The 20,676-nt window shown below is 68.1% G+C and carries 21 protein-coding genes; 13 read left to right on the top strand and 8 right to left on the bottom strand.

From position 1 onward, the window contains the following. Nucleotides 1-3 precede the first annotated feature (3 nt). The 4 genes from JYG37_RS26370 to JYG37_RS26355 all read right to left on the bottom strand — a co-directional run bounded on the left by JYG37_RS26370 (nucleotide 4) and on the right by JYG37_RS26355 (nucleotide 4,673). Nucleotides 4-2,073: a 2Fe-2S iron-sulfur cluster-binding protein gene (locus JYG37_RS26370; RefSeq protein WP_213346180.1), complete on the bottom strand. Its 2,070-nt coding sequence runs from the start codon at nucleotides 2,071-2,073 to the stop codon at nucleotides 4-6. Nucleotides 2,074-2,172: 99 nt separating this feature from the next. Continuing rightward, a complete protein-coding gene (locus JYG37_RS26365; protein ID WP_124638892.1) occupies nucleotides 2,173-2,790 on the bottom strand; it encodes a glutathione S-transferase family protein in 618 nt (205 codons plus the stop codon). Between the two features lie 276 nt (nucleotides 2,791-3,066). Continuing rightward, the gene (locus tag JYG37_RS26360) at nucleotides 3,067-3,942 is read right to left on the bottom strand and encodes an SDR family NAD(P)-dependent oxidoreductase (protein ID WP_213346179.1); all 876 of its coding nucleotides are present in this window, start codon (nucleotides 3,940-3,942) and stop codon (nucleotides 3,067-3,069) included. 152 nt (nucleotides 3,943-4,094) lie between these two features. After that, nucleotides 4,095-4,673, bottom strand: coding sequence for a TetR/AcrR family transcriptional regulator (locus JYG37_RS26355; protein WP_050012126.1), 579 nt, complete (start codon nucleotides 4,671-4,673; stop codon nucleotides 4,095-4,097). Between the two features lie 201 nt (nucleotides 4,674-4,874). Between JYG37_RS26355 and zwf the strand changes: the two genes are divergently transcribed. Beyond that, nucleotides 4,875-6,350, top strand: coding sequence for a glucose-6-phosphate dehydrogenase (zwf, locus tag JYG37_RS26350; protein WP_050012127.1), 1,476 nt, complete (start codon nucleotides 4,875-4,877; stop codon nucleotides 6,348-6,350). Between the two features lie 61 nt (nucleotides 6,351-6,411). On the opposite strand, the gene JYG37_RS26345 is transcribed toward zwf, so the two are convergent. Beyond that, entirely contained in the window at nucleotides 6,412-7,353 is a 942-nt protein-coding gene (locus JYG37_RS26345; RefSeq protein WP_050012128.1) for a LysR family transcriptional regulator, read from the bottom strand. A 101-nt stretch (nucleotides 7,354-7,454) separates the two neighbouring features. Between JYG37_RS26345 and JYG37_RS26340 the strand changes: the two genes are divergently transcribed. From JYG37_RS26340 to JYG37_RS26310, 7 genes are all read left to right on the top strand, one after another. Continuing rightward, nucleotides 7,455-8,657 carry an MFS transporter gene (locus tag JYG37_RS26340; RefSeq protein ID WP_050012129.1) on the top strand — a complete coding sequence of 401 codons (1,203 nt, stop codon included), beginning with the start codon at nucleotides 7,455-7,457 and terminating at the stop codon, nucleotides 8,655-8,657. 28 nt (nucleotides 8,658-8,685) lie between these two features. Beyond that, nucleotides 8,686-9,009 carry a MoaF-related domain-containing protein gene (locus JYG37_RS26335; protein ID WP_050012130.1) on the top strand — a complete coding sequence of 108 codons (324 nt, stop codon included), beginning with the start codon at nucleotides 8,686-8,688 and terminating at the stop codon, nucleotides 9,007-9,009. A 13-nt stretch (nucleotides 9,010-9,022) separates the two neighbouring features. Further along, nucleotides 9,023-9,973 carry an LLM class oxidoreductase gene (locus JYG37_RS26330; RefSeq protein ID WP_050012131.1) on the top strand — a complete coding sequence of 317 codons (951 nt, stop codon included), beginning with the start codon at nucleotides 9,023-9,025 and terminating at the stop codon, nucleotides 9,971-9,973. A 149-nt stretch (nucleotides 9,974-10,122) separates the two neighbouring features. Next, nucleotides 10,123-10,929: a 2,5-didehydrogluconate reductase DkgB gene (gene dkgB, locus JYG37_RS26325; RefSeq protein WP_050012132.1), complete on the top strand. Its 807-nt coding sequence runs from the start codon at nucleotides 10,123-10,125 to the stop codon at nucleotides 10,927-10,929. A gap of 69 nt (nucleotides 10,930-10,998) precedes the next feature. Further along, complete coding sequence (locus JYG37_RS26320) at nucleotides 10,999-12,114, top strand: alkene reductase (protein ID WP_089489845.1); 1,116 nt, start codon at nucleotides 10,999-11,001, stop codon at nucleotides 12,112-12,114. Between the two features lie 19 nt (nucleotides 12,115-12,133). Further along, nucleotides 12,134-13,099, top strand: a complete 966-nt coding sequence (locus JYG37_RS26315) for a cyclase family protein (protein WP_089489846.1) — start codon at nucleotides 12,134-12,136, stop codon at nucleotides 13,097-13,099. 138 nt (nucleotides 13,100-13,237) lie between these two features. Then, on the top strand, nucleotides 13,238-13,756 hold the full coding sequence (locus tag JYG37_RS26310) for a DUF3455 domain-containing protein (RefSeq protein ID WP_050012135.1): 519 nt from the start codon (nucleotides 13,238-13,240) through the stop codon (nucleotides 13,754-13,756). Between the two features lie 121 nt (nucleotides 13,757-13,877). Here the strand turns inward: JYG37_RS26310 and JYG37_RS26305 are convergent, their stop codons facing one another. Continuing rightward, a complete protein-coding gene (locus JYG37_RS26305) occupies nucleotides 13,878-14,543 on the bottom strand; it encodes an O-methyltransferase (RefSeq protein ID WP_089489847.1) in 666 nt (221 codons plus the stop codon). Nucleotides 14,544-14,591: 48 nt separating this feature from the next. Here JYG37_RS26305 and JYG37_RS26300 point away from each other — a divergent pair, with 48 nt between their 5' ends. The 3 genes from JYG37_RS26300 (at nucleotide 14,592) to JYG37_RS26290 (ending at nucleotide 17,917) form a co-directional block, all read left to right on the top strand. Continuing rightward, a complete protein-coding gene (locus JYG37_RS26300) occupies nucleotides 14,592-15,269 on the top strand; it encodes a TetR/AcrR family transcriptional regulator (protein ID WP_213346178.1) in 678 nt (225 codons plus the stop codon). Between the two features lie 451 nt (nucleotides 15,270-15,720). Beyond that, nucleotides 15,721-17,109 (top strand): NCS2 family permease, encoded by a 1,389-nt coding sequence (locus tag JYG37_RS26295; protein ID WP_050012138.1) that lies wholly within the window; start codon nucleotides 15,721-15,723, stop codon nucleotides 17,107-17,109. A gap of 214 nt (nucleotides 17,110-17,323) precedes the next feature. Next, on the top strand, nucleotides 17,324-17,917 hold the full coding sequence (locus tag JYG37_RS26290; protein ID WP_050012139.1) for a hypothetical protein: 594 nt from the start codon (nucleotides 17,324-17,326) through the stop codon (nucleotides 17,915-17,917). Nucleotides 17,918-17,927: 10 nt separating this feature from the next. On the opposite strand, the gene JYG37_RS26285 is transcribed toward JYG37_RS26290, so the two are convergent. Together JYG37_RS26285 and JYG37_RS26280 are read right to left on the bottom strand one after the other, a co-directional pair. Next, complete coding sequence (locus tag JYG37_RS26285; protein ID WP_050012140.1) at nucleotides 17,928-18,329, bottom strand: CopD family protein; 402 nt, start codon at nucleotides 18,327-18,329, stop codon at nucleotides 17,928-17,930. Next, nucleotides 18,326-18,634, bottom strand: coding sequence for a DUF3817 domain-containing protein (locus JYG37_RS26280; RefSeq protein ID WP_050012141.1), 309 nt, complete (start codon nucleotides 18,632-18,634; stop codon nucleotides 18,326-18,328). The genes JYG37_RS26285 and JYG37_RS26280 overlap by 4 nt, the downstream gene beginning before the upstream one ends. 105 nt (nucleotides 18,635-18,739) lie before the next feature. Here JYG37_RS26280 and JYG37_RS26275 point away from each other — a divergent pair, with 105 nt between their 5' ends. Together JYG37_RS26275 and JYG37_RS26270 are read left to right on the top strand one after the other, a co-directional pair. Beyond that, on the top strand, nucleotides 18,740-19,687 hold the full coding sequence (locus JYG37_RS26275) for a GlxA family transcriptional regulator (protein ID WP_050012142.1): 948 nt from the start codon (nucleotides 18,740-18,742) through the stop codon (nucleotides 19,685-19,687). A 60-nt stretch (nucleotides 19,688-19,747) separates the two neighbouring features. Further along, the gene (locus tag JYG37_RS26270) at nucleotides 19,748-20,668 is read left to right on the top strand and encodes a LysR substrate-binding domain-containing protein (RefSeq protein WP_050012143.1); all 921 of its coding nucleotides are present in this window, start codon (nucleotides 19,748-19,750) and stop codon (nucleotides 20,666-20,668) included. Nucleotides 20,669-20,676 lie beyond the last annotated feature (8 nt).

The raw sequence follows: 20,676 nt of genomic DNA, 5'->3' as shown, positions 1-20,676 counted from the left end.
GAATCACACGTCGAGCAGCAGACGATCGCCGCCGCCCGATTCGCGATGCGCGGGCACCGCGCAGCAGATCAGCGCTTCGTCGTCCGGTACCTTGAATTCCGGCGCGACCGGATACGTCACCGCGCCTTCGACGATCCGCGTGCGGCAAGTGCCGCAACTGCCTCCGCGACACCCGTATTCCGGCGTCAGTCCGCGCGCCTCGGCCAGGTCCAGCAGCGAGCCGCTGCCCGGCTGCCAGCGCGCTTCCTTGCCCGACTTGACGAACGCGACGGGTGTCGGCGTATCCGCCGGCGCACGCAGTGGGGCACTCGCGTCCGAATCGGCTCGACGCTTGAGCCCGGAAGGGCCGAACGACTCCGCGTGGATTCGATGGTCCGCCACGTTCAGGTCGCGGAGCGCGTCATAGACCGCTTGCATGAAGCCCGACGGTCCGCACAGGTAAAAGTCGTAGTCGTCGAACGGCAGCGTCGCGCGCAGCAGGTTCGCATCGATGCGGCCGACGACGTCGAATTCGTCGCCCTCGCGCGCGCCGGTCGCGTCCGACAGCACGCGCACCACGTTCACCGCGCCGTTCGCCGCCGACGCGAGCTGGCCGATCTCGTCGCCGAACGCGCGCTCCTTCACGGAGCGTGCCGCGTGAAAGAACCAGGTCTTGCGCGTGCCGCGCTTGCGCGCGCCTTCGTAGACGATGTGACGCAACATCGCCAGCATCGGCGTCACGCCGACACCGGCCGCCAGCAATACGGCGGGACGGCGCTCGAGCGCATCGATCGTGAATTGCCCGGCGGGCGCTCGCACTTCGATGCGGTCACCGACCTGCACCCCGTCATGCAGATGCGACGACACGCGCCCTTCCCGCTTCACGCTGATGCGATACACACCGTCCGACGGCGCGCTCGACAACGTATAGGTGCGGATGAGCGGATCGCCGCCCTCCGACAGATTCACGCGAATCGGCACGTGCTGGCCCGCCAGGTGCGGCACCAAGCCGGCGCCGTCCGCAGGGTCGAGCTGGAACGAGCGAATCAGCGTGCTCTCGTCGGTGATTTTCGCGACCCTGAACGGACGCCACGCCCGTGCCAGTTCGGCGGCGCTCAGGCGGCGCGCGGCCTCGTCCCAGCTCCCCGTCATCAGCGAGTTGGGCGACCAGCCTTCCGCCCGGAACGTCCAGCGCAACGGCAATGCGCCGGCGCGATAAACGACGCGGCGCGGCTTGAAGCGCCACAGTCGCTCCGCGCCCTGAAATGCGGCGATCTCCGGTGAATCGAGGTCGACTTCGGCTTCGCCGGTCATCTGCAACACGTCGCCGGTTTCGAAGTCGGCGAACACGATGCCCGCGCGCGGATTGACCCGAAAATTGCCCAGTGTCGCGAAGAACAGGTTGCCGGCGAAATCCGGGATCGTCAGCACGCCGTCGTCGCCGATGCGCACGAACCCCGCCTTGCCGCCGCGATGCGAAACGTCGACCTGACGCTCGGCGCCGTCGCCGACGTAGGACGCAACGAACAGCGTGTCGGCAGCCGCGATGATCGCGCGGGCGCGATCGTCGAGACGATCGCTTTCCTCCGGTGCGATTTCCGAGAACGTATCGGGTTCGCGTACGAACGCGAAATCGCGCAACTGGATGTATTGCGGGCAGTTGCCGAAGCTCTGCACGACATCGAGATCGAATGCGCGCGTCTCGCCGCGACGGATCATGCCGTTCAGGCGATTGCGACGCCGCGTATGCAGTTCGATGCCGAGCAGGCCGATCGCCGCGCCGTCGTGCGTGCCACTGCCAGCCGGATCGTTCGGATCGAACACGGTGTCGATGCGCAGGCGCTTGTCGTTCGGCGACTGCATGAAGCCGGGCTGGCCGAATGCGAAGGTCGCCCATACGTCTGCGTCGTCGGCCACCGCACCGACGACGACGAAAGGCAACTGTGCGAAGAACGCGCGATGCTGGTCGGGCATGTGATCCCTGACGAAGCGCCGTCCCACGCTGTCCATCTTCTGCATCACGCCTGCTTTTTCCTGCAGCTCGAGTTCGCCCCGATGCCACGGCGAGTTCGCTTCATTCGATACCGTGCTCACGATGTGTCTCCTCGACGGAACCTGCACATGACGCTTTCAGCGCGCGTTGACGCGCCCGGCGTCGCCTCCGTCACCGCACGGGCGACGGGTCGACCTCGATCACGCAGCGGCCGCGAGCCCGACCGGCGTCTTCACGAACTCGACGAAACCCGGCAACGCTTCGATGCGGCGCAGCCACGCCGAGACGTTCGAATAGCCGGACAGGTCCACATTGCCTTCGGGTGCACGCGCAACGTAGCCGTACAACGCGACGTCGGCGATGGTCGGCTTCGACCCGACGATGAAGTCGCGCCCCGCGAGTTCGGCGTCGATGAGCGCGAGGATGCGATGCGCGCGGGCGATCACTTCGTCGGCATTGAACTTCGCACCGAAGACCGTGATGAGCCGCGCGGCGGCCGGCCCGAATGCGATCTCGCCGGCCGCGACCGACAACCAGCGCTGCACGGCGGCTTCCTGCACGGGCGATTGCGGGAGGAAGTCGCTGTTGCCCGACGTGCGGGCGAGATACACGAGGATGGCATTCGAATCGGCGATCACGGTGTCCCCGTCGACCAGCACCGGCACCTGACCGAAGCGGTTCAGCGCCAGAAATTCAGGCGACTTGTGCGCGCCGGCGGCCAGGTCGACTTCGACCAGTTCATGCTCGATGCCGAGCAGCGAGATGAGCAGGCGGGCGCGGTGCGAGTGACCGGAAAGCGGATGAACGTAGAGCTTCATGACTGTATCCTTTTGGAGGTGCGACGAGCAGGTCTCATCGCTTGAGGCAAGTCTAGAAACTCGGCGGTTGCGACAGAATCCCCGCTGAGGAGAATTGATCGTTCTCGTTTCGCGAATGGTCGGGCGAAAGCCGGCGTTGCGATGCGGACCCACACGGCGTTTTGCGCGCCGGGCCGCCGGCGAAATCGATCGCGCCGGCACGCGACCCGGCTTGCGGGAGCGACGCGGTCGACGCGATCGACGCGATCGACGCGCCGCCCGCGACAGCGGCCGCCCTTACTCGATCGCCTTGAGCGCCTCCAGTCCGTCCGGCAGCTTCGCGTCCGGAAACTGCGTGGACAGCGTGGCGTCCCGCCAGCGCGCCGCCTCTTCCGCGCGCTGCCGTTCCGCCTGCTCGCAGACGAACAGCGCATCGCCGCCGAGCAGCAGGCGCAGCGGCACGTCGTCGCGGCGCGACAGGTCGACGATCAACGCCGCGATCCGCGCGGGATCGCCGACCTCGTGGCCGCCATACGCACCGAGCAACTCGAGAATCTTGCCGACCGACGGCTGATAGTCGGGCAGCAGATCGTCGACGTCGCGCTTCGCCTGCGCGGCCCATTCGGTCCGCATCCCGCCCGGTTCGAGCGTGCACACGCGCACGCCGAACGGCGCGACTTCCTTCGCGAGCACGTCGCTGAATCCGCCGACCGCCCACTTCGCGGCCTGATACGCGGACAACCCGGGCGTCGACGTGCGCCCGCCGACCGACGATACCTGGAAGATGCGCCCCGCGCGTTGTGCGCGCATCGTCGGCAGCACCGCGCGCGTGAGATTGATCACGCCGAACAGGTTCGTTTCGATCTGGTCGCGGAACACGTCGGCGCCCATCTGCTCGAACGGCGCCGTATGGCCGTAGCCCGCGTTGTTCACCAGCACGTCGATGCGGCCGAATGCGGCGCGTGCCGCCGAGACGGCCTGCTCTGCCGCCGCTTCGTCGGTGACGTCGAGCGCGACCGGCAGCAACCGGTCGCCATACCGTTCGGCCAGATCGGCCAGTTGCGCCGGGTCGCGTGCGCCGGCCACCAGTCGGTCGCCCACCGCCAGCACGGCTTCCGAAATCGCGCGTCCCAGGCCGCGTGCGGCCCCTGTTACCAACCAGACTTTCGACATTTTCCACTCCTTGATCGTGGTGAAACGATGAAAATGAATGATTACTCACTCATTAATATGGACGATAAACCGATCCTTCATGACCCGCATCGCCCTGCCTGAAACTCCGTGCCGGCCATCGCGGCACGCGCCGCCCGACGGCCGTGCCTGACTCACACCGCGTGCAACACGGCCCACAACGCGCGAAAGCCGGCTTCCTGGTACGCATCGGCGCGCACCGGATCGCGTGCGATCGATTCCATCGCCGTTTCCGCGATCGACGTAAACAACGCCGAGCAGAACGCATGCGCTTCGTCGCGGTTCAGCGCGCCCGACGCGGCGACCTGTTCGCGCAGCAGCGCACGGATCGCGCCGAAGCCTTCGGCGCCGGCCGCGCGATGCGGGTCGTCGATGCGCCCGCTCACGCCGAGCTGCTGCAGCGCGCGCCGGCCGTCCGGATTCGCGACGCCCCACGACACATAGCCGTTCCACGCATGCCGTACCGCCTGCTCGGCCGGCGCGTGTTCCGGAAACCCGGTCATCATCGCTTCGCGCATGTCGGCCTTCAGGCTCACGTACAGCGCGTTCAGCAACGCATCCTTGGTGTCGAAATAGGTGAACACCGTGCCTTCCGCCACGCCGGCCAGCCGCGCGATGCGCGCGGTCGTCGCGGTCGCGCCGTCCTCGGCGAGCGCGCGCGCGGCTGCGGCGAGGATGGCTTCGTGCTTGTCGGGACTGCGCGGTCGGGCCACGTTCGATTCCTTTAATGAGTGAGCACTCAATCATAATCGAGCCATCAACGAGAACGCAAGCCCTGTTACATCCGGGGGAACGCACACGCAAACCATCAAAACGGTGCACTATTGCGTTTTGCCGTACCGGCGCCGGCCATCCGGCGCCCGATTGCCCTCGACGTTCGTTTCACGTTCACCGTTTCAAACCGCGAACCTCCCATGACGAATCAGCCTTCCCAGACGGCGGCCGACCGGCCCGTCGACATGATCATCTTCGGCGGCGGCGGCGACCTGGCCGCCCGCAAGCTGTTGCCCGCGCTGTACATGGCGCACCTGCACTGCAATCTTCCGCCCGAGACGCGCATCATCGCCGTCGGCCGCCGCGACTGGGGCATCGACGGCTATCGCAAGTTCATGGACGAGCAGTCGCGCCCGTTCATCGACGAGAAGGCGTTCGACGCCGACGCGTGGAGCCGCTTCCTCGACCTGTTCAAGTACGTGCTGATCGACGTGAACGCGCCGGACGACTACCTGCGGCTCGCCGAAGCGGCGCGTGGCGACGCGATCCGCGTGTTCTACCTGTCGACGTCGCCGGAGCTGTTCACGACGATCTGCGACAACCTGTCGGCCGCGCACCTCGTCGACGCGCACTCGCGCGTCGTCCTCGAAAAGCCGCTGGGCCACGATCTCGCGTCCGCGAAGGCGATCAATAACGCGGTCGGCAAGCACTTCGAAGAATCGCAGATCTACCGGATCGACCACTATCTCGGCAAGGAAACCGTGCAGAACCTGATGGTGCTGCGCTTCGGCAACCCGATCTTCGGGCCGCTGTGGCAGGCGCCGAACATCCGCAGCGTGCAGATCACGGTCGCGGAAACGGTCGGCGTCGGCAGCCGTGCGGGCTTCTACGACCATACCGGCGCGCTGCGCGACATGGTGCAGAACCACCTGCTGCAGTTGCTGTGCATCGTCGCGATGGAGCCGCCCGTGTCGCTCGACCCGGACGCGGTGCGCGACGAGAAGCTGAAGGTGCTGCGCTCGCTGCGGCCGATGTCGCTGTCGGACGTCGCGCGCGACACGGTGCGCGGCCAGTACACGGCCGGCGCGGTCGACGGGCAGCCGGTCAAGGGCTATCTCGAGGAAGACAACGTGCCGGCGGACAGCCGTGCGGAAACCTTCGTCGCGCTGCGCGCGCACATCAACAACTGGCGCTGGGCGAACGTGCCGTTCTTCCTGCGCACCGGCAAGCGGCTGCAGCGCCGCCAGTCGGAAATCGTGATCGAGTTCGCGGACATGCCGTTCTCGATCATCCCGACCGGCCCGCGCAATTACGGCAACCGTCTCGTGATCCAGCTTCAGCCGGAAGAGTCGATCCAGTTGCAGATGCTCGCGAAAGAGCCGGGCAGCGGAATGAACATGGTGCCGGTGAGCCTGAACCTCGACCTGCAGCAGGCGATTCCGGAACGGCGCGCGGAAGCGTACGAACGGCTGCTGATCGACGTGATCCGCGGCCGCCTCACGCACTTCATGCGCCGCGACGAACTCGAAGCCGCCTGGTCGTGGGTCGAGCCGATCCTCGACGGCTGGAAGCAGCTCGGCGACCGGCCGCGCCTGTACACGGCCGGCACGTTCGGGCCCGCGGCTTCGTCGGCGCTGCTCGCGCGCGACGGAATGTCCTGGGCCGAAGAGGCGTAATCGCCGCACGACGGCGTGCCGCCGCGCGGCACGCCGAACTTGGAAAGGCAGCGCCGCGTCGCTACTGCGACTCCATCCACGCGGCCTTGCGCCGCGCCGGCGCATCGCCGCCGCTGCCACCGCCCAGCACCTCGATCAGGTAGTCGACGAACGACGCGATCCGCGACGAGATCGCGGTATTGCGGTAGTACACCGCGTGAATCGGCTGCCTGACGTCGAGCGTCTGGCGCGCAAGCACCTGCACCAGCCGCCCCGCTTCGCGATCCTGCGCGGTCACGAAATCCGACAGGCACACGACCCCCGTGCCCGCCAGCGCGAGCTGCCGCAGCGTCTCGCCGCTCGACGACCAGACGTCGGGCTCGATGCGGCAGGGCTCGCCGTCCGCGCCAAGGATCGGCCATACGTTCAACGATTCGGGCTGCGTGAAGCCGAGCAGCGTGTGCTTCGGCAGATCCTCGACCTTGCGCGGCTGCCCGTGCGCTTCGATGTAGTCGGGGCTGGCGAGGATGCGCACCCGGCTGTTGCCGATCCGCCGGCTGTGCAGCGTCGAATCCTTCAGCCGGCCGATCCGGATCGCGACGTCGGTGCGCCGCTCCAGCAGGTCGATGATGCCCTCGTTGCTGTTCAGCTCCAGCTCGACCTTCGGGAAGCGCTCGCGGTAGCCGCGCACGAGCGGCACGATCACGTGCAGCATGAACGGCGTCGCGGCGTCGACGCGCAGGCGCCCGGACGGCATCTCGCGCCGCGCGAGCATCTGCTCTTCCGCGTTCTCGACCGATTCGATGATCGCGCGCGCATCCTGCAGGAACGCGCGCCCTTCCTCGGTCAGTTCGAGCCGGCGCGTGGTCCGGCGCAGCAGCGTGGTCTTCAGCTTTTCCTCGAGCCGCGCGAGCGTGCGGCTCGTCGCCGACACGGTGAGGTCGAGCTGCTGGGCGGCGGCCGTGATCGAACCGGTGTCGACCACGGCGGCAAAGGCCTGGAGTTCGTCGAGAGTGATCTTCATTGTTGATCTGAAATCAAAACAATTTGGTTTATAGACCAGTTTTTCCGCAAAAGTAAAGCCGGCACACTGCGATCCATTCCTACTGAAACCCGGATCCCGTCATGCCACTCGCGTTGCTTGCGCTGACCATCAGCGCCTTTGCCATCGGCACCACCGAATTCGTGATCGTCGGGCTGATCCCGACGATCGGCGCCGACCTCGGCGTCAGCCTGCCGTCCGCCGGCCTGCTCGTCAGCCTGTACGCGCTGAGCGTGGCCATCGGCGCGCCGCTCCTCACCGCGCTCACCGGCCGCGTGCCGCGCAAGGCGCTGCTCGCCGGGCTGATGGCGCTCTTCACCGTCGGCAACCTCGTCGCGTGGCAGGCGCCGGGCTACGAATCGCTGATCGTCGCGCGCGTGCTCACCGGCCTCGCGCACGGCGTGTTCTTCTCGGTCGGCTCGATCATCGCGACCACGCTCGTGCCGAAGGACAAGGCCGCCAGCGCGATCGCGACGATGTTCAGCGGGATGACCGTCGCGTTCGTCGCCGGCATTCCGCTCGGCACCTTCATCGGCCAGCACTTCGGCTGGCGCGCGACGTTCCTGATCGTCGCGCTGTTCGGCCTCGTCGCGTTCCTCGGCGCGGTCGCGTTCGTGCCGCGCGGGCTGCCGCAGACGCCGCCCGCGCCGCTCGCCCGCCAGCTGCGCGTGCTGGCCCAGCCGCGCCTGCTCCTCGTCTATGCGATGACGGCGGTCGGCTACGGCGGCTCGCTGATCGCGTTCACGTACATGGCGCCGCTGCTCGAACAGATCGCCGGCTTCACGCCGTCGCAGGTCAGCCTCGTGCTCGTCGGCTACGGCGTGTCGGTCGCGGTCGGCAACGTGTGGGGCGGCAAGCTCGCGGACGCCGTCGGCCCCGTGAAGGCGCTCAAGCGGATCTTCCTGCTGCTCGCGATCGTGCTGCTCGCGCTGACCTTCACGATCCACGTGAAATGGCTCGCGGTGCTGACGATGCTCGCGTGGGGCGCCGTGGCGTTCGGCAACGTGCCGGGGCTGCAGGTGTACGTCGTCAAGCAGGCGCGCCACTTCGCGCCGGACGCCACCGACGTCGCGTCGGGCTTCAACATCGCCGCCTTCAACCTCGGCGTGGCCGGCGGGTCGTCGCTCGGCGGCCTGATCGTCGCGAACGTCGGCCTCGGCCACACGCCGTGGATCGCCGCCGTCGTCACGCTCGGCGCGTTTGCGCTCACCGCGCTGAGCGGCCGTCTCGACAGCCGTCAGGGCCTGCCGGAACGCACGGCCGAACCCGTCGAACTCGCCCATTGAACGCCATCCTTTTGCAGGAGCCACCCGCATGAACGCATCGACCCAACGTCCGCCGTTCGCCGGCAAGACTTTCGAAGTCCGTTACGACGGCCTCACCGCGCTCAACGCGTACGACGAAGACGGCCTCCACATGCGCTACGAGATCACCGAAGGCCCGTACGCGGGCGCGAAGGGTGAAGTGGCCTATACGTGGCAGCCCATCGCCGACGACACCTACGCGATCTCGTGGCAGGAAGCCGATCGCGCCACCGTCGTGCATATCGACGACTTCGCCGCGGGCACGTCGCGCTCGTTCTTCACCGCGCCGTCGCTCGATTTCTACCGGCTCGACGGCAGCCTGCGCGCGATCTGAACGGAGCCCGACCATGTCCACTTCACTCGACACGCTCGCCGCCGGCGGCTTCAGCATCGGCATCGAACTGCCGCTCGACAACGACTGGACCCCGTCCGGCAACGCGAAACGCCGGCATGACGGCCGCCACCCCGGCGTGCCCGACCTCGACATCCACGCGGAGCTCGCGCAACTGGCCGACACGCTCGGCTTTCGCGCGCTCTGGGTGCGCGACGTGCCGGTGTACGACCCGTCGTTCGGCGATGCCGCGCAGGTGTTCGAAACGTTCTCGTATCTCGGCTACCTCGCCGGAATCACGCACGACATCCTGCTCGGCACCGCGGCCGTCGTGCTGCCGCTGCGCGAACCGCTGCTGACGCTGAAATCGGCCGCGACGATCCAGGAACTGAGCGGCGGTCGCCTGCTGCTCGGCGTCGCGAGCGGCGACCGGCCGGTCGAATATCCGCTGTTCGGCCGCGACTTCGCCACGCGCGGCGAAAACTTCCGCGACCAGATCGCGCTGCTGCGAGACGGCGCGCGCGGACACTTGCCGCCCGGCCTGGAAGTGCTGCCCGCCGCCCGTTCACCGGTGCCGCTGCTCGTCGCGGGCCTCGCACAGCAGACGCCTGCGTGGATCGGCGAACACATGGACGGCTGCCTCGCGTATCCGGGAACGCCGGCCGATCACCTGCAGCGCGCCGCGAACTGGCACGCAGTGGCCGGCGACAAGCCGTACGTGAGCTTCATCCATCTCGACCTCGCGGAAGATCCGCACGAACCGCTGCAGCGGCACCGCTTCGGCGCCCGCGCGGGGCGCATCGCGCTGACGGAAGAACTCGCGGCGATGCGCGACGCGGGCGTGCAGCACATCGGCCTGCATTTCCGCCGCAACCGGCGGCCGCTCGACGAGACGATGGCCGAAATCGCATCGGACGTGCTGCCCGCGTTCCATCCGAACACGACGCCGCAGACGCGCGCCGCATAAGCGGCGACCACGGTCCGGACGCCCATGGCGCGACCTATATTTGACTTCAAATCAAATATTTTTGACTGATGAACGCGTTTATCTCATCAGTCTCACGCGCCAGAATGACTTCCATACCGCAATCGTTCCCCCTCTTTCAGGAGCACATGATGAGCAAGATTCCCGCATTCGGCCTCGGTACGTTCCGCCTGCAAGGCCAGGTCGTCATCGACTCGGTCCGCAACGGCCTCGAAGTCGGCTACCGCGCGATCGACACCGCGCAGATCTACGGCAACGAAGCAGAAGTCGGCGAAGCGATCGCCGCGTCGGGCGTGCGCCGCGAAGACCTGTTCCTCACGACGAAGATCTGGGTCGACAACTACGCGCCGGAAAAACTGGCGGCCAGCCTCGAGGAAAGCCTGCGCAAGCTGCGCACCGACGTCGTCGACCTGACGCTGATCCACTGGCCGGCGCCGGGCAACGGCGTGTCGATCGACGCGTTCATGACCGCGCTGGCGGACGCGAAGGCGAAGGGCCTCACGCGCCAGATCGGCATCTCGAACTTCAACATCGAACTGACGAAGGAAGCGATCGCGGCCGTCGGCAAGGACGCGATCGCGACGAACCAGATCGAACTGAGCCCGTACCTGCAGAACCGCAAGCTGGTCGAGTTCCTGAACGCCGAAGGCATTCACGTGACGTCGTACATGACGCTCGCGTACGGCAAGGTGCTCGGCGACCCGGTGCTCGGCGCGATCGCGCAGCGTCACGACGCGACGCCGGCCCAGGTCGCGCTCGCCTGGGCGCTGCAGCTCGGCTACTCGGTGATTCCGTCGTCGACCAAGCGCGAGAACCTCGCGAGCAACCTGCTCGCGCAGACGCTGCGCCTGACCGGCGAAGACATGGCGCAGATCGCCGCGCTCGAGCGCAACGGCCGCGAAGTCGACCCGGACGGCCTCGCGCCGAAGTGGGACTGAGCACACGCCGCCTTCATCCGACATGACCCGTCCGCGGCCCGCCGGCCGCGGCACCGACAGGAATCCACCATGACCCAGGACCCGCTTTTCCAACCGCTGCGACTCGGCGCGCTGACGCTGCCAAACCGCATCGTGATGCCGCCGATGACGCGCTCGCGCGCCAGCCAGCCCGGCGACGAAGCCAACGAACTGATGGCCGCGTATTACGCGCAGCGCGCGAGTGCGGGCCTGATCGTCAGCGAAGGCACCTACATCGCGCCGCTCGGCAAGGGCTACGCATGGACGCCCGGCATCCACACGCCGTCGCAGGTCGCCGGCTGGCGCAAGGTGACGGACGCCGTGCATGCCGCGCACGGCCGCATCTTCGCGCAGCTGTGGCACGTCGGCCGGCTGAGCCACACGAGCCTGCTCGGCGGCGCGCAACCCGTGTCGTCGTCGCCGCTCCAGGCGAAGGGCGTGAACGTGTTCATCGCCGGCGAGGACGGCAGCACGCCGGGCTTCGTGCAGGCGTCCGAGCCGCGCGCGCTGTCGATCGACGAGATCCACGAGATCGTCGACCAGTACCGCACCGCCGCCCGCCACGCGATCGAAGCCGGCTTCGACGGCGTCGAGCTGCACGGCGCGAACGGCTACCTCGTGAACCAGTTCATCGATTCGAACGCGAACACGCGCACCGACGCATACGGCGGCTCGCTGGAGAACCGGCTGCGCTTCCTGCGCGAAGTCACGCAGGCGCTGATCGACGGGACCGGCGACGCATCGCGCGTCGGCATCCGCCTCGCGCCGCTGACCACGCTGAACGGCTGCGTCGACGACGATCCGGAAACGACCTACCTCGCCGCCGCGAAGCTGCTCGGCGAACTCGGCGTCGGCTACCTGCACATCGCGGAAGCCGACTGGGACGACGCGCCGCTGATGCCGGTCGCCTTCAAGCAGCAACTGCGTGCCGCGTTCCCGGGCGTGCTGATCTATGCCGGCGCATACACCGCCGAGCGCGCGCGCGAGGCGATCGCCGCCGGCTGGGCCGACCTCGTCGCATTCGGCCGCCCGTTCGTCGCGAATCCCGACTTGCCCGAGCGGCTGCGCACCGGCGCCGCGCTCGCGCCGCACGACCGCAACACGCTGTTCGGCGGCGACGCCCACGGCCTGACCGACTACCCGACGCTCGCGCAAGCCGCGGCATAACGATCGACAGGAGTCTCGAATGAAAGCGACGCTCGCCCGGCTCGCGCTCGCCGCGATCCTGCCGTTCGCGGCCGCGCAAGCGGCCCACGCCGCCCCGTCCGAGGCGGCGGCGGCCGGCTGGTATCCGTCCGTCTATGGCGCCGATGACGAAATCGGCGCGGCCAACCTGCTGACGCCCGACGTCGTCAAGCAGGCGGTCGGCCTCGTGAAAGCCGGCAAGACCTATCCGCTGGCCGTGCCGGTGGACAAGAACCTGCCGGCGTACCGCCACCGCAGCTTCCGGCTGTACAACGTGCAGGTCGGCCAGCAGGCCGGCAAGAGCCTCGGCCCGAACAAGTTCACGTTCAACGACGAACTCGTCAACGCATGGACCGGCGTCGGCACGCAGTTGAACGGCATCGGCCACATCGGCATCGACAACGTGTACTACAACGGCAACCGCGCGGCCGATTTCGTGACCGTCGACGGCGTGAAGAAGCTCGGCGTCGAGAAGGTGCCGCCGATCGTCACGCGCGGCGTCGTGCTCGACATGACCGCCCACTACGGCAAGCCGATCGTGCCGGGCGGCACCGAGTTCACGGTCGCCGATATCCAGGCCGTGCTGAAGAAGCAGCGGCTGACGCTGCGCAAGGGCGACGTCGTGCTGTTCAACACCGGCTGGCTCGAACTGGTCGGCAAGGACGACAAGCAGTTCCTCGCCGTCGAGCCCGGCATCGGCATGGAAGCCGCGAAGTGGCTGGCCGATCAGGGGATCGTCGCGTTCGGCGGCGACACGTGGGCGTCGGAGGTCTATCCGAATCCGCATACGCAGGACGAATTCCCGGTCAACCAGTACATGCTCGCGAAGCGCGGCATCTACAACCTGGAGCTGGTCGACAGCCGCGCGCTGGTGCGCGACAAGGCATGGGAATTCCTGTTCGTGCTCGGCCAGCCGCTGTACGTCGGCTCCACGCAGGTCAATATCAACCCGGTCGCGATCCGCTGATCGCGCATCCGCCCTCCGGCAATCGCGGCGACTATCGCCGCGATCGTCATTTCCGAGTTGCGGCCTGGGCGATCGGCGTCTAACGTTGACGGGATCGACGCCATACGACCGTCACCCGACCTGAAAGGACGCCCCGTCATGCCAAGCCGCTCCCCGACACGCGACATGCTGCTGGCCCTTGCGGCCGGTTTTTCCCTCGCGGCCTTTACCGCGCCTTCGCACGCCAACGAGGCTGCCGGCCTCACGGCGCCAGCGCCGGCCACGCCGGTGCTGACGACCACCGCGAGCGGCTTGCAGGTCTACACGTGCGAATACGATGCCGAACACCGGCTCGCGTGGACATTCCAGCACCCCGAAGCGCTGCTGTTCGATGCCGGCGGCACGCTCGTCGTCCGGCACGGCGCGGGACCGTCGTGGGAAGCGCTCGACGGCAGCCGCATTACCGGCAAGAAGCTCGCGGAAGTGCCGAGCGCCAGCCCGGCCAGCATTCCGCAACTGCTGCTCGCGGCGACGCCGGCCGCAACCGGCACGCTCGCCGGCGTGCGCTTCGTGCAGCGGCTCGACACGGCGGGCGGCACGCCGCCGGCCGCGACGTGCACGACCGAGCATGCGGTCGGCCGCTTCCCGTACTTCGCGCGCTATGTGTTCCTGAAGTGACGCGCACGGCGTCGCAGCGACGGGGATCATCCCTTCACCTTTCGCCCCGCTTCCGCTTAATCAGTTTTCCTATATTTGATGCGGGGAAGCGTGAAATCGTCGACACCCTCGCTCCGTCCGGTCAGCGCAGCCGCATCGACAATTCGACGTCGCCGCCGAACGGCACCGACAGGTAGCCGTGTTCCGGCGCGCGCACGTAAGCAAGATAGTCGGGGCTGTATTCCGCGTTGTCGGCCACGACGAACGCGCCCGCCCTGAGCCGCGGCTCGACCAGCGCGAGTATCTCCGGATACAGCGCCTTCGCCCCGTCGAGCAGCAGCAGGTCGACCGAATCCGGAAGATCGGCGGCCAGCGTGCGCAGCGCATCGCCTTCGCGAATCTCCACGAGATCGGCCAAGCCGGCCGCCGCCAGGTTGGCCTGCGCGCGCACGACCTTCGACGGCTCGAACTCGCTCGTGATCAGCCGGCCGCCGCCGTTGTCGCGCAGCGCGGCCGCGAGATGCAGCGTCGAGATGCCGAACGACGTGCCGAATTCGACGATTGCCTTCGCGCCGCCGCTGCGCGCGAGCATGTACAGCAGCATACCCGTCTCGCGCGACACGGGAAGCGGGTAGTCCTTCAGGCGCGCATACAGATCGGCGTAGTCCGTCTTGCTGCGCATCAGCCGCGCTTGCTCGTCGCGCGACACGTTGGTGAAGGCCGGGCTCGTCGCGGGCGACGACGCGTCGGCTTCGTCGAACAGGCGCGCCAGCAGCGAAGCCAGCGGGTCGAGCATCAGGGTGGTCATGCGATATCTCCGTATCGGGTTGAGTGCGTCAGTGCACCCGACTAGAATATGACGAACTATTCAGGTTTTACTATTCGCATTGGCAAACCGCTCATGACCGACCGCCGAAACGCCCCGATCGCCACGCGCAAGCAGCCTCGGCAGGCGCGCTCGACCCGCCTCGTCGAGGACGTCCTGCAGGCGGCTATTCAGGTTTTGGCGAGCGAAGGCGCGCAGCGCTTCACGATGGCGCGCGTCGCCGAGCGGGCCGGCGTGAGCGTCGGCTCCCTATACCAGTACTTCCCGAACAAGGCGTCCGTGCTGTTCCGGCTCCAGCACGACGAGTGGCGGCAGACGCACGACATGCTGTGCGCAATCCTGCAGGACACGCAGAAGACGCCGCCCGAGCGGCTGCGCACTGCCGTCCACGCGTTCATCCGTTCGGAATGCGACGAGGCGCCGATGCGGACCGCGCTCGACGACGCGGCTCCGCTCTATCGCGACGCCCCCGAGGCGCAGGACGTGAAGGCCGAGGGCAACCGGGCGTTCAGCGCGTTCATCCGCGAAGCGCTGCCCGACGTGCCCGACGCCACGCATGCGCTCGCGTGCGAGCTGATCCTGACGACGCTCACGACGGGCGGCAAGGCGTTCTCCGAAACCGCGCGCACGCCCGCGGAAATCGACGCGTACTCGGACGCGATGGCCGACATGTTCTGCGCGTATCTCGCGCATCTCGCGCGCAGTTGAAGCCCGCATCGGGACGGAAACCATGCACGCGCGCCGGCCTCCCGGGCCACCTTGAAAGCCATTCGTAACGTCCAACGCCCCCCGCCCGCCGACCCTGCATTCAAATAGTCGCCTTAACGGATTCGAACTAGGCGTATACACGCGTGTCGGCGCGACGGAGCCCCGTTGCACGCCGATATAAGCGCTGCGACATGCGCTGCATGCTCTTCCCCCGATGGGACGTGATGAGCCGCTCGCCTAACCTTCGCTACGGCAAAGCACACGTGACGGGGTCGACCACACCATGCGTCGTCCGACGCGACACCCTCGCGATCGTTTCGATTCGCCCGTCACGACACGCACCGCGCGTCATGCGTCCCCGCGACGTTGCCGATCAATCCAACCAGATACGAGACACCCTGACGACGGTTCGCTGCGAGCCGTTTCAGCATGCTGATAAAGGAGCAAGCTCATGAGTGATACCCCGGTGCAGCCGACGCTCGGCGTCGGCGCGGAAGAAACCGGCTTGGGCGCCAACGGCGCCATCGACCGGTACTTCGGCATTTCGTCGCGCGGCAGCACGCAACGCCGCGAGATCATTGCCGGCGTGACCACCTTCCTCGCGATGGTCTACTCCGTGTTCGTCGTGCCCGGCATGTTCGGCAAGGCCGGCTTCGACACGAGCGCCGTGTTCGTCGCGGTCTGTCTCACCACCGCGTTCGGCTCGCTGCTGATGGGCCTGTGGGCGAAGCTGCCGATCGCGATCGGCTGCGCGATCTCGCTGACCGCGTTCACCGCGTTCGGGCTCGTGCTCGGCAAGGGGCTGCCTCCGACGGTCGCGCTCGGCGCGGTGTTCCTGATGGGTCTCGTGTTCACCGGCATCTCGATCACCGGCGTGCGTTCGTGGATCCTGCGCAACCTGCCCGCGGGCGTCGCCCACGGCACGGGGATCGGCATCGGGCTGTTCCTGCTGCTGATCGCGTCGAACGACGTGGGCCTCGTGATCAAGAACCCGGGCGCCGGGCTGCCGGTGTCGCTCGGCCAGATCACCGCGTTCCCGGTCATCATGTCGGTCGTCGGACTCGCCGCGATCTTCGGCCTCGAAAAACGTCGCGTGCCGGGCGGCATCCTGCTCGTCGTGATCGCGATCTCGGTATTCGGGCTGATCTTCGATCCGGGCGTGAAATACCGCGGCATCTTCGCGCTGCCGTCGCTGAGCGCACCGGGCCACGCGTCGCTGATCGGCGCGATGGACATCAAGGGCGCGCTGTCGATGGCCGTGCTGCCGAGCGTGCTCGCGCTGGTGATGACCGCCGTGTTCGACGCGACCGGCACGATCCGCGCGGTCGCGGGCCAGGCCGGCCAGCTCGACGCGAACGGCCGCATCATCAACGGCGGCCGCGCGCTGACCGCCGATTCGATCAGCTCGATCTTCTCCGGCTTCCTCGGCGGCGCGCCGGCGGCGGCCTACATCGAGTCGAGCGTCGGCGTGGCCGCCGGCGCGAAGACGGGCCTCGCGGCCGCGGTGGTCGGCCTGCTGTTCCTCGTCGTGATGTTCTTCTCGCCGCTCGCGGGCCTCGTGCCGTCGTATGCGACCGCGCCCGCGCTGATGTACGTCGGGCTGCTGATGCTCGGCAGCGTGAGCAAGCTGCACATGGACGACATGGTCGACGCGATGTCCGGCCTCGTGTGCGCGGTGTTCATCGTGCTGACCGCGAACATCGTGACGGGCATCATGCTCGGCTTCTCGACGCTCGTGATCGGCCGCGTCGCCAGCGGCGAATTCCGCAAGCTCAACGTCGGCACCGTGCTGATCGCGGCCGTGCTCGTCACGTTCTATCTCGGCGGCTGGGCGATCTGAGCGCGACACATGCGCGACGTCGCCTGCAGAAGGGCGGCGCGCATCGGGACGATACCGTCTCCTCCACCATCGTCGTTGATGGCCTCGAGCCTGGGAACGCGAGTTTCCAGGCTTTTTTTATCGGTGCGACGCAGCGCGACGCACTGCGCGAAAACGTCGCGGCGCTCATTCGCGCGCGGTGCTACGATCGCGTTTTGCCCCTTCAGGAGTCGCGATGAACCCACTTGGCATCGTCTCCGAATCGACCACCCGGGCCTCGGCGCGCAAGCCGCCGTTCATTCCGTCGTTCGGCTTCCACGAAGTGCATGAATCGCAGCCGATCGACGCGCCGCCCGCATCCATCATCGATGTCGTCGCCTCGCTCGACATGCGCGCCGATCCCGTCATCGACACGCTGCTGACGATGCGAGAATTCCCGGCAGCCGTCGCGGGCGCGCTGCGCCACGCGCCGGCCCGCCCCGAACGCGCGCGTTTCGGCTTCGACACGTTCACGCCGCTCCATCGCGACGACACGTCGCTGTCGCTCGGCCTCGTCGGACGCTTCTGGCGCCCGACGCCCGACGTGCGCGCCGTCGCCGATGCCGACGCGTTCGTCCGGCACGACGACCCGCGCGACGCGAAGCTGGTGCTCCGGTTCGAGGTCGTCGGGCTCGCGTCGGGCGCGCACATCCTGCGCACCGAAACCTTCGTCCATTGCCCGAGCGCGCGCACGCGCTGGCTGTTCACGCCGTACTGGCTCGCGATCCGAGTGGGCAGCGGCTGGATCCGGCGCCGCACGCTGGCAGCGGTCGAGATGGCGCTCGCCTGAACGCGCCACGTCAGAACGGCTTGATCACTGCCAGCCCGACGACGAGCGCCATCCCGACGATCACCGCGCCCGCCGCGTGCCCGAGCCACGGCGCCGGCACGACGACGAGATCGTCGCGCGCCATGCGCCGCAGCGTGCCGGCCAGGATCCCGTGCAGCACCGACAGCGCGACGACGAGCGCGAGCTTCACCGACAGCCACGCGGCGCCGAACCAGTGACCGCTCAGCGCGAGCGCGATGCCGGCGATCCAGACGATCGCGAGCGCGGGCGCCGTCACCGTGCGATCCCAGCGCCGCACCGCGCGATGCACGGCGAGGTTCGCGATCCGGACCGCGACGGACGACAACAACAACCCGCCGACGAACGTGACGACGGCCGCCAGATGCACCGCCTTCAGCACCAGATAGATCATTGCGCGTGCCGCCTGCGCGCGATCCAGCCGGCGCTCGCGAGCCCCGCGAACGGCACGACGGCCGACAGCACGAGCCGCGCGACCTCGCCCTTGCTCCATAGCCCGCTCGATGCGGTGACGACTACCGCCCACACGTACATCGCGAACGCGATGCCGTGAACCGGGCCCATGATCGACACCGCGACCGGGTAGCCGGCCAGATGCTTGAGCGGCACGGCCACGCAGACCAGCGCGACGAGCGTGGTCGCCTCCAGCAGCGACAGGTATTGCAGGTTCCGCAACGCGTTGCGATCGTCTTGTTTCATCGGCAGGGCTCCAGGTGGTCCGCCGCGATTGTCGCGTGTGGTGCCGGCCCGAGCCATTGGCTAGAATGACATCTTTCAACGGATTCTGGCCACGGCCGCAACGCCATGCACACGGTCGCCGTTCTTGCCTTGCCCGATGTCGTCCCGTTCGATCTGGGCGTCGCCTGCGACACGTTCGTGCGCGTGCGGGCCTCCCATGTCGAACAGGCGTACCGCGTACGCGTGTGCAGCGAACAGCCGCGCGTCGGCGGCGACCTGTTCGAGCTGCGCCCGCCGTTTCGCCTCGACGCGCTGGCCGACGCCGATACGATCATGGTGCCCGGCACGTCGGTGCCGCTCGCGCCGACGTCGCGCCGCGTGCTCGACGCGCTGCGCGCGGCGGCCACGCGCGGGCGCCGGATCGCGTCGATCTGCAGCGGCGCGTTCGTACTCGCGGAAGCCGGGCTGCTCGACGGCCTGCGCGCGACGACGCACTGGCTCGCGGCCGCCGAACTCGCGCGCCGCTATCCGACCGTCGACGTCGACCCGAACGTGCTGTTCGTCGACAACGGCCGGATCCTGACCTCGGCCGGCGCGGCGGCCGGCCTCGATCTGTGCCTGCACATGATCCAGGCCGACTACGGCGCGGCCGTCGCCGTCGACGCGGCCCGCAACGCGGTGGCGCCGCGCGTGCGCGAAGGCGGCCAGGCGCAGTTCATCGCGCCCGAATGGCCGGCCGGCGGCGACGGGCTGCACGACCTGATGGACTGGCTGCACGCGAACCTGCGCCAGCCGCTGACGCTCGACGCGATCGCGCGCAAGGCATCGACGAGCGTGCGCACGCTGACGCGGCGCTTCCAGGAGCAGACGGGCACGTCGCCGGGGCAATGGCTGCAGACCGCGCGCGTCAGGCATGCGCAGCAGTTGCTGGAGGTGACCGAACTGTCGATCGAACATGTGGCGACGGAAGCCGGGTTCGGCTCGGTCAGCGCGTTTCGCGAGCGCTTCTCGCGCATCGTCGGCACGTCGCCGCAGCGCTATCGGCAGGCGTTCCGCACACGCGCCGATGCGTGACCTTCATCGGGCTCGCCGCCTGAACCCGCCGCCCCCTTTCGCGCCAACCGGACCCGACCGATGACCCGCATCCGCAATCCCCTGAACATCGCGCAGCTCCAGGCGTTCGTCTCCGCCGCGCATCTGAAGAGCCTGCGCGCCGCCGCGCGCGAGCTCGGCGTCACGCAGCCGGCGATCACGCACACGATCCGCGAGCTCGAAACGGCGCTCAACGCGGAGCTGCTCGTGCGCAGCGTGCGCGGCGTCGAACTGACCGCCTGCGGCGAGGCGCTGCTGCCGCGCGCCGAGCAGTTGCTCGGCGACGTCCGCCGCACGGTCGAAGCCGTCGAACAGGTGAAAGGCGAGATGTCGGGCCGCGTCGCGGTCGGCACGATGCCGTCGATCGCGCTGACCGCGTTGCCGCACGCGGTGACGGCGTTTCGCCGGTCGATGCCGAACGTGAGCCTGCATCTGGAGGAAGTGACGGTGCCGGACGCGCTCGCGCAGTTGCGCAACGGCACGCTCGACATCGCTGCGATGCACCATGTGCCCGCGCTCGACCGCGATTTCACGCAATTGCCGCTGCTGTCGACCGAATTCACGATCGTGATGCGCGACGGCCACCCGCTCGCGCACGCGCGCCGGTTAGAGGAACTGCTCGACGCCGAGTGGATCGTCACCGTCGGCGCCGAGCAGTTTCCGCACAGCGTGATGGTCGGGATGTTCGAGGCGCACGGGCTGCCGCTGCCGAAACGTTTGCTGCGCTCGCCGATGTCGTTCGCGGTGACGCTCGGGCTCGTCGCGCGCTCGGACGTGATCGGCTGCTTCACGCGCCCGCTTGCCGCGATGGTCGCGCCGCTCGGCATCCGCACGGCCGAACTCGACGAAAGCATGCCGCGCTTCGACCTGTCGATCATCGCGCGGCGCGACCTGCTGCCCACGCCGGCCGTGTCGCACTTCGCCACCTGCCTGCAGCGCGCGGTCAACGAAACGCTCGGCTGAATCGTTCC

The organism is Burkholderia sp. LAS2 (genome assembly GCF_018417615.1).
In the GTDB taxonomy this organism is placed as follows: Bacteria; Pseudomonadota; Gammaproteobacteria; order Burkholderiales; family Burkholderiaceae; genus Burkholderia; species Burkholderia sola.
Note: the sequence above shows the minus strand (reverse complement) of the source record. Positions and strands in the feature narration are given on the sequence as shown.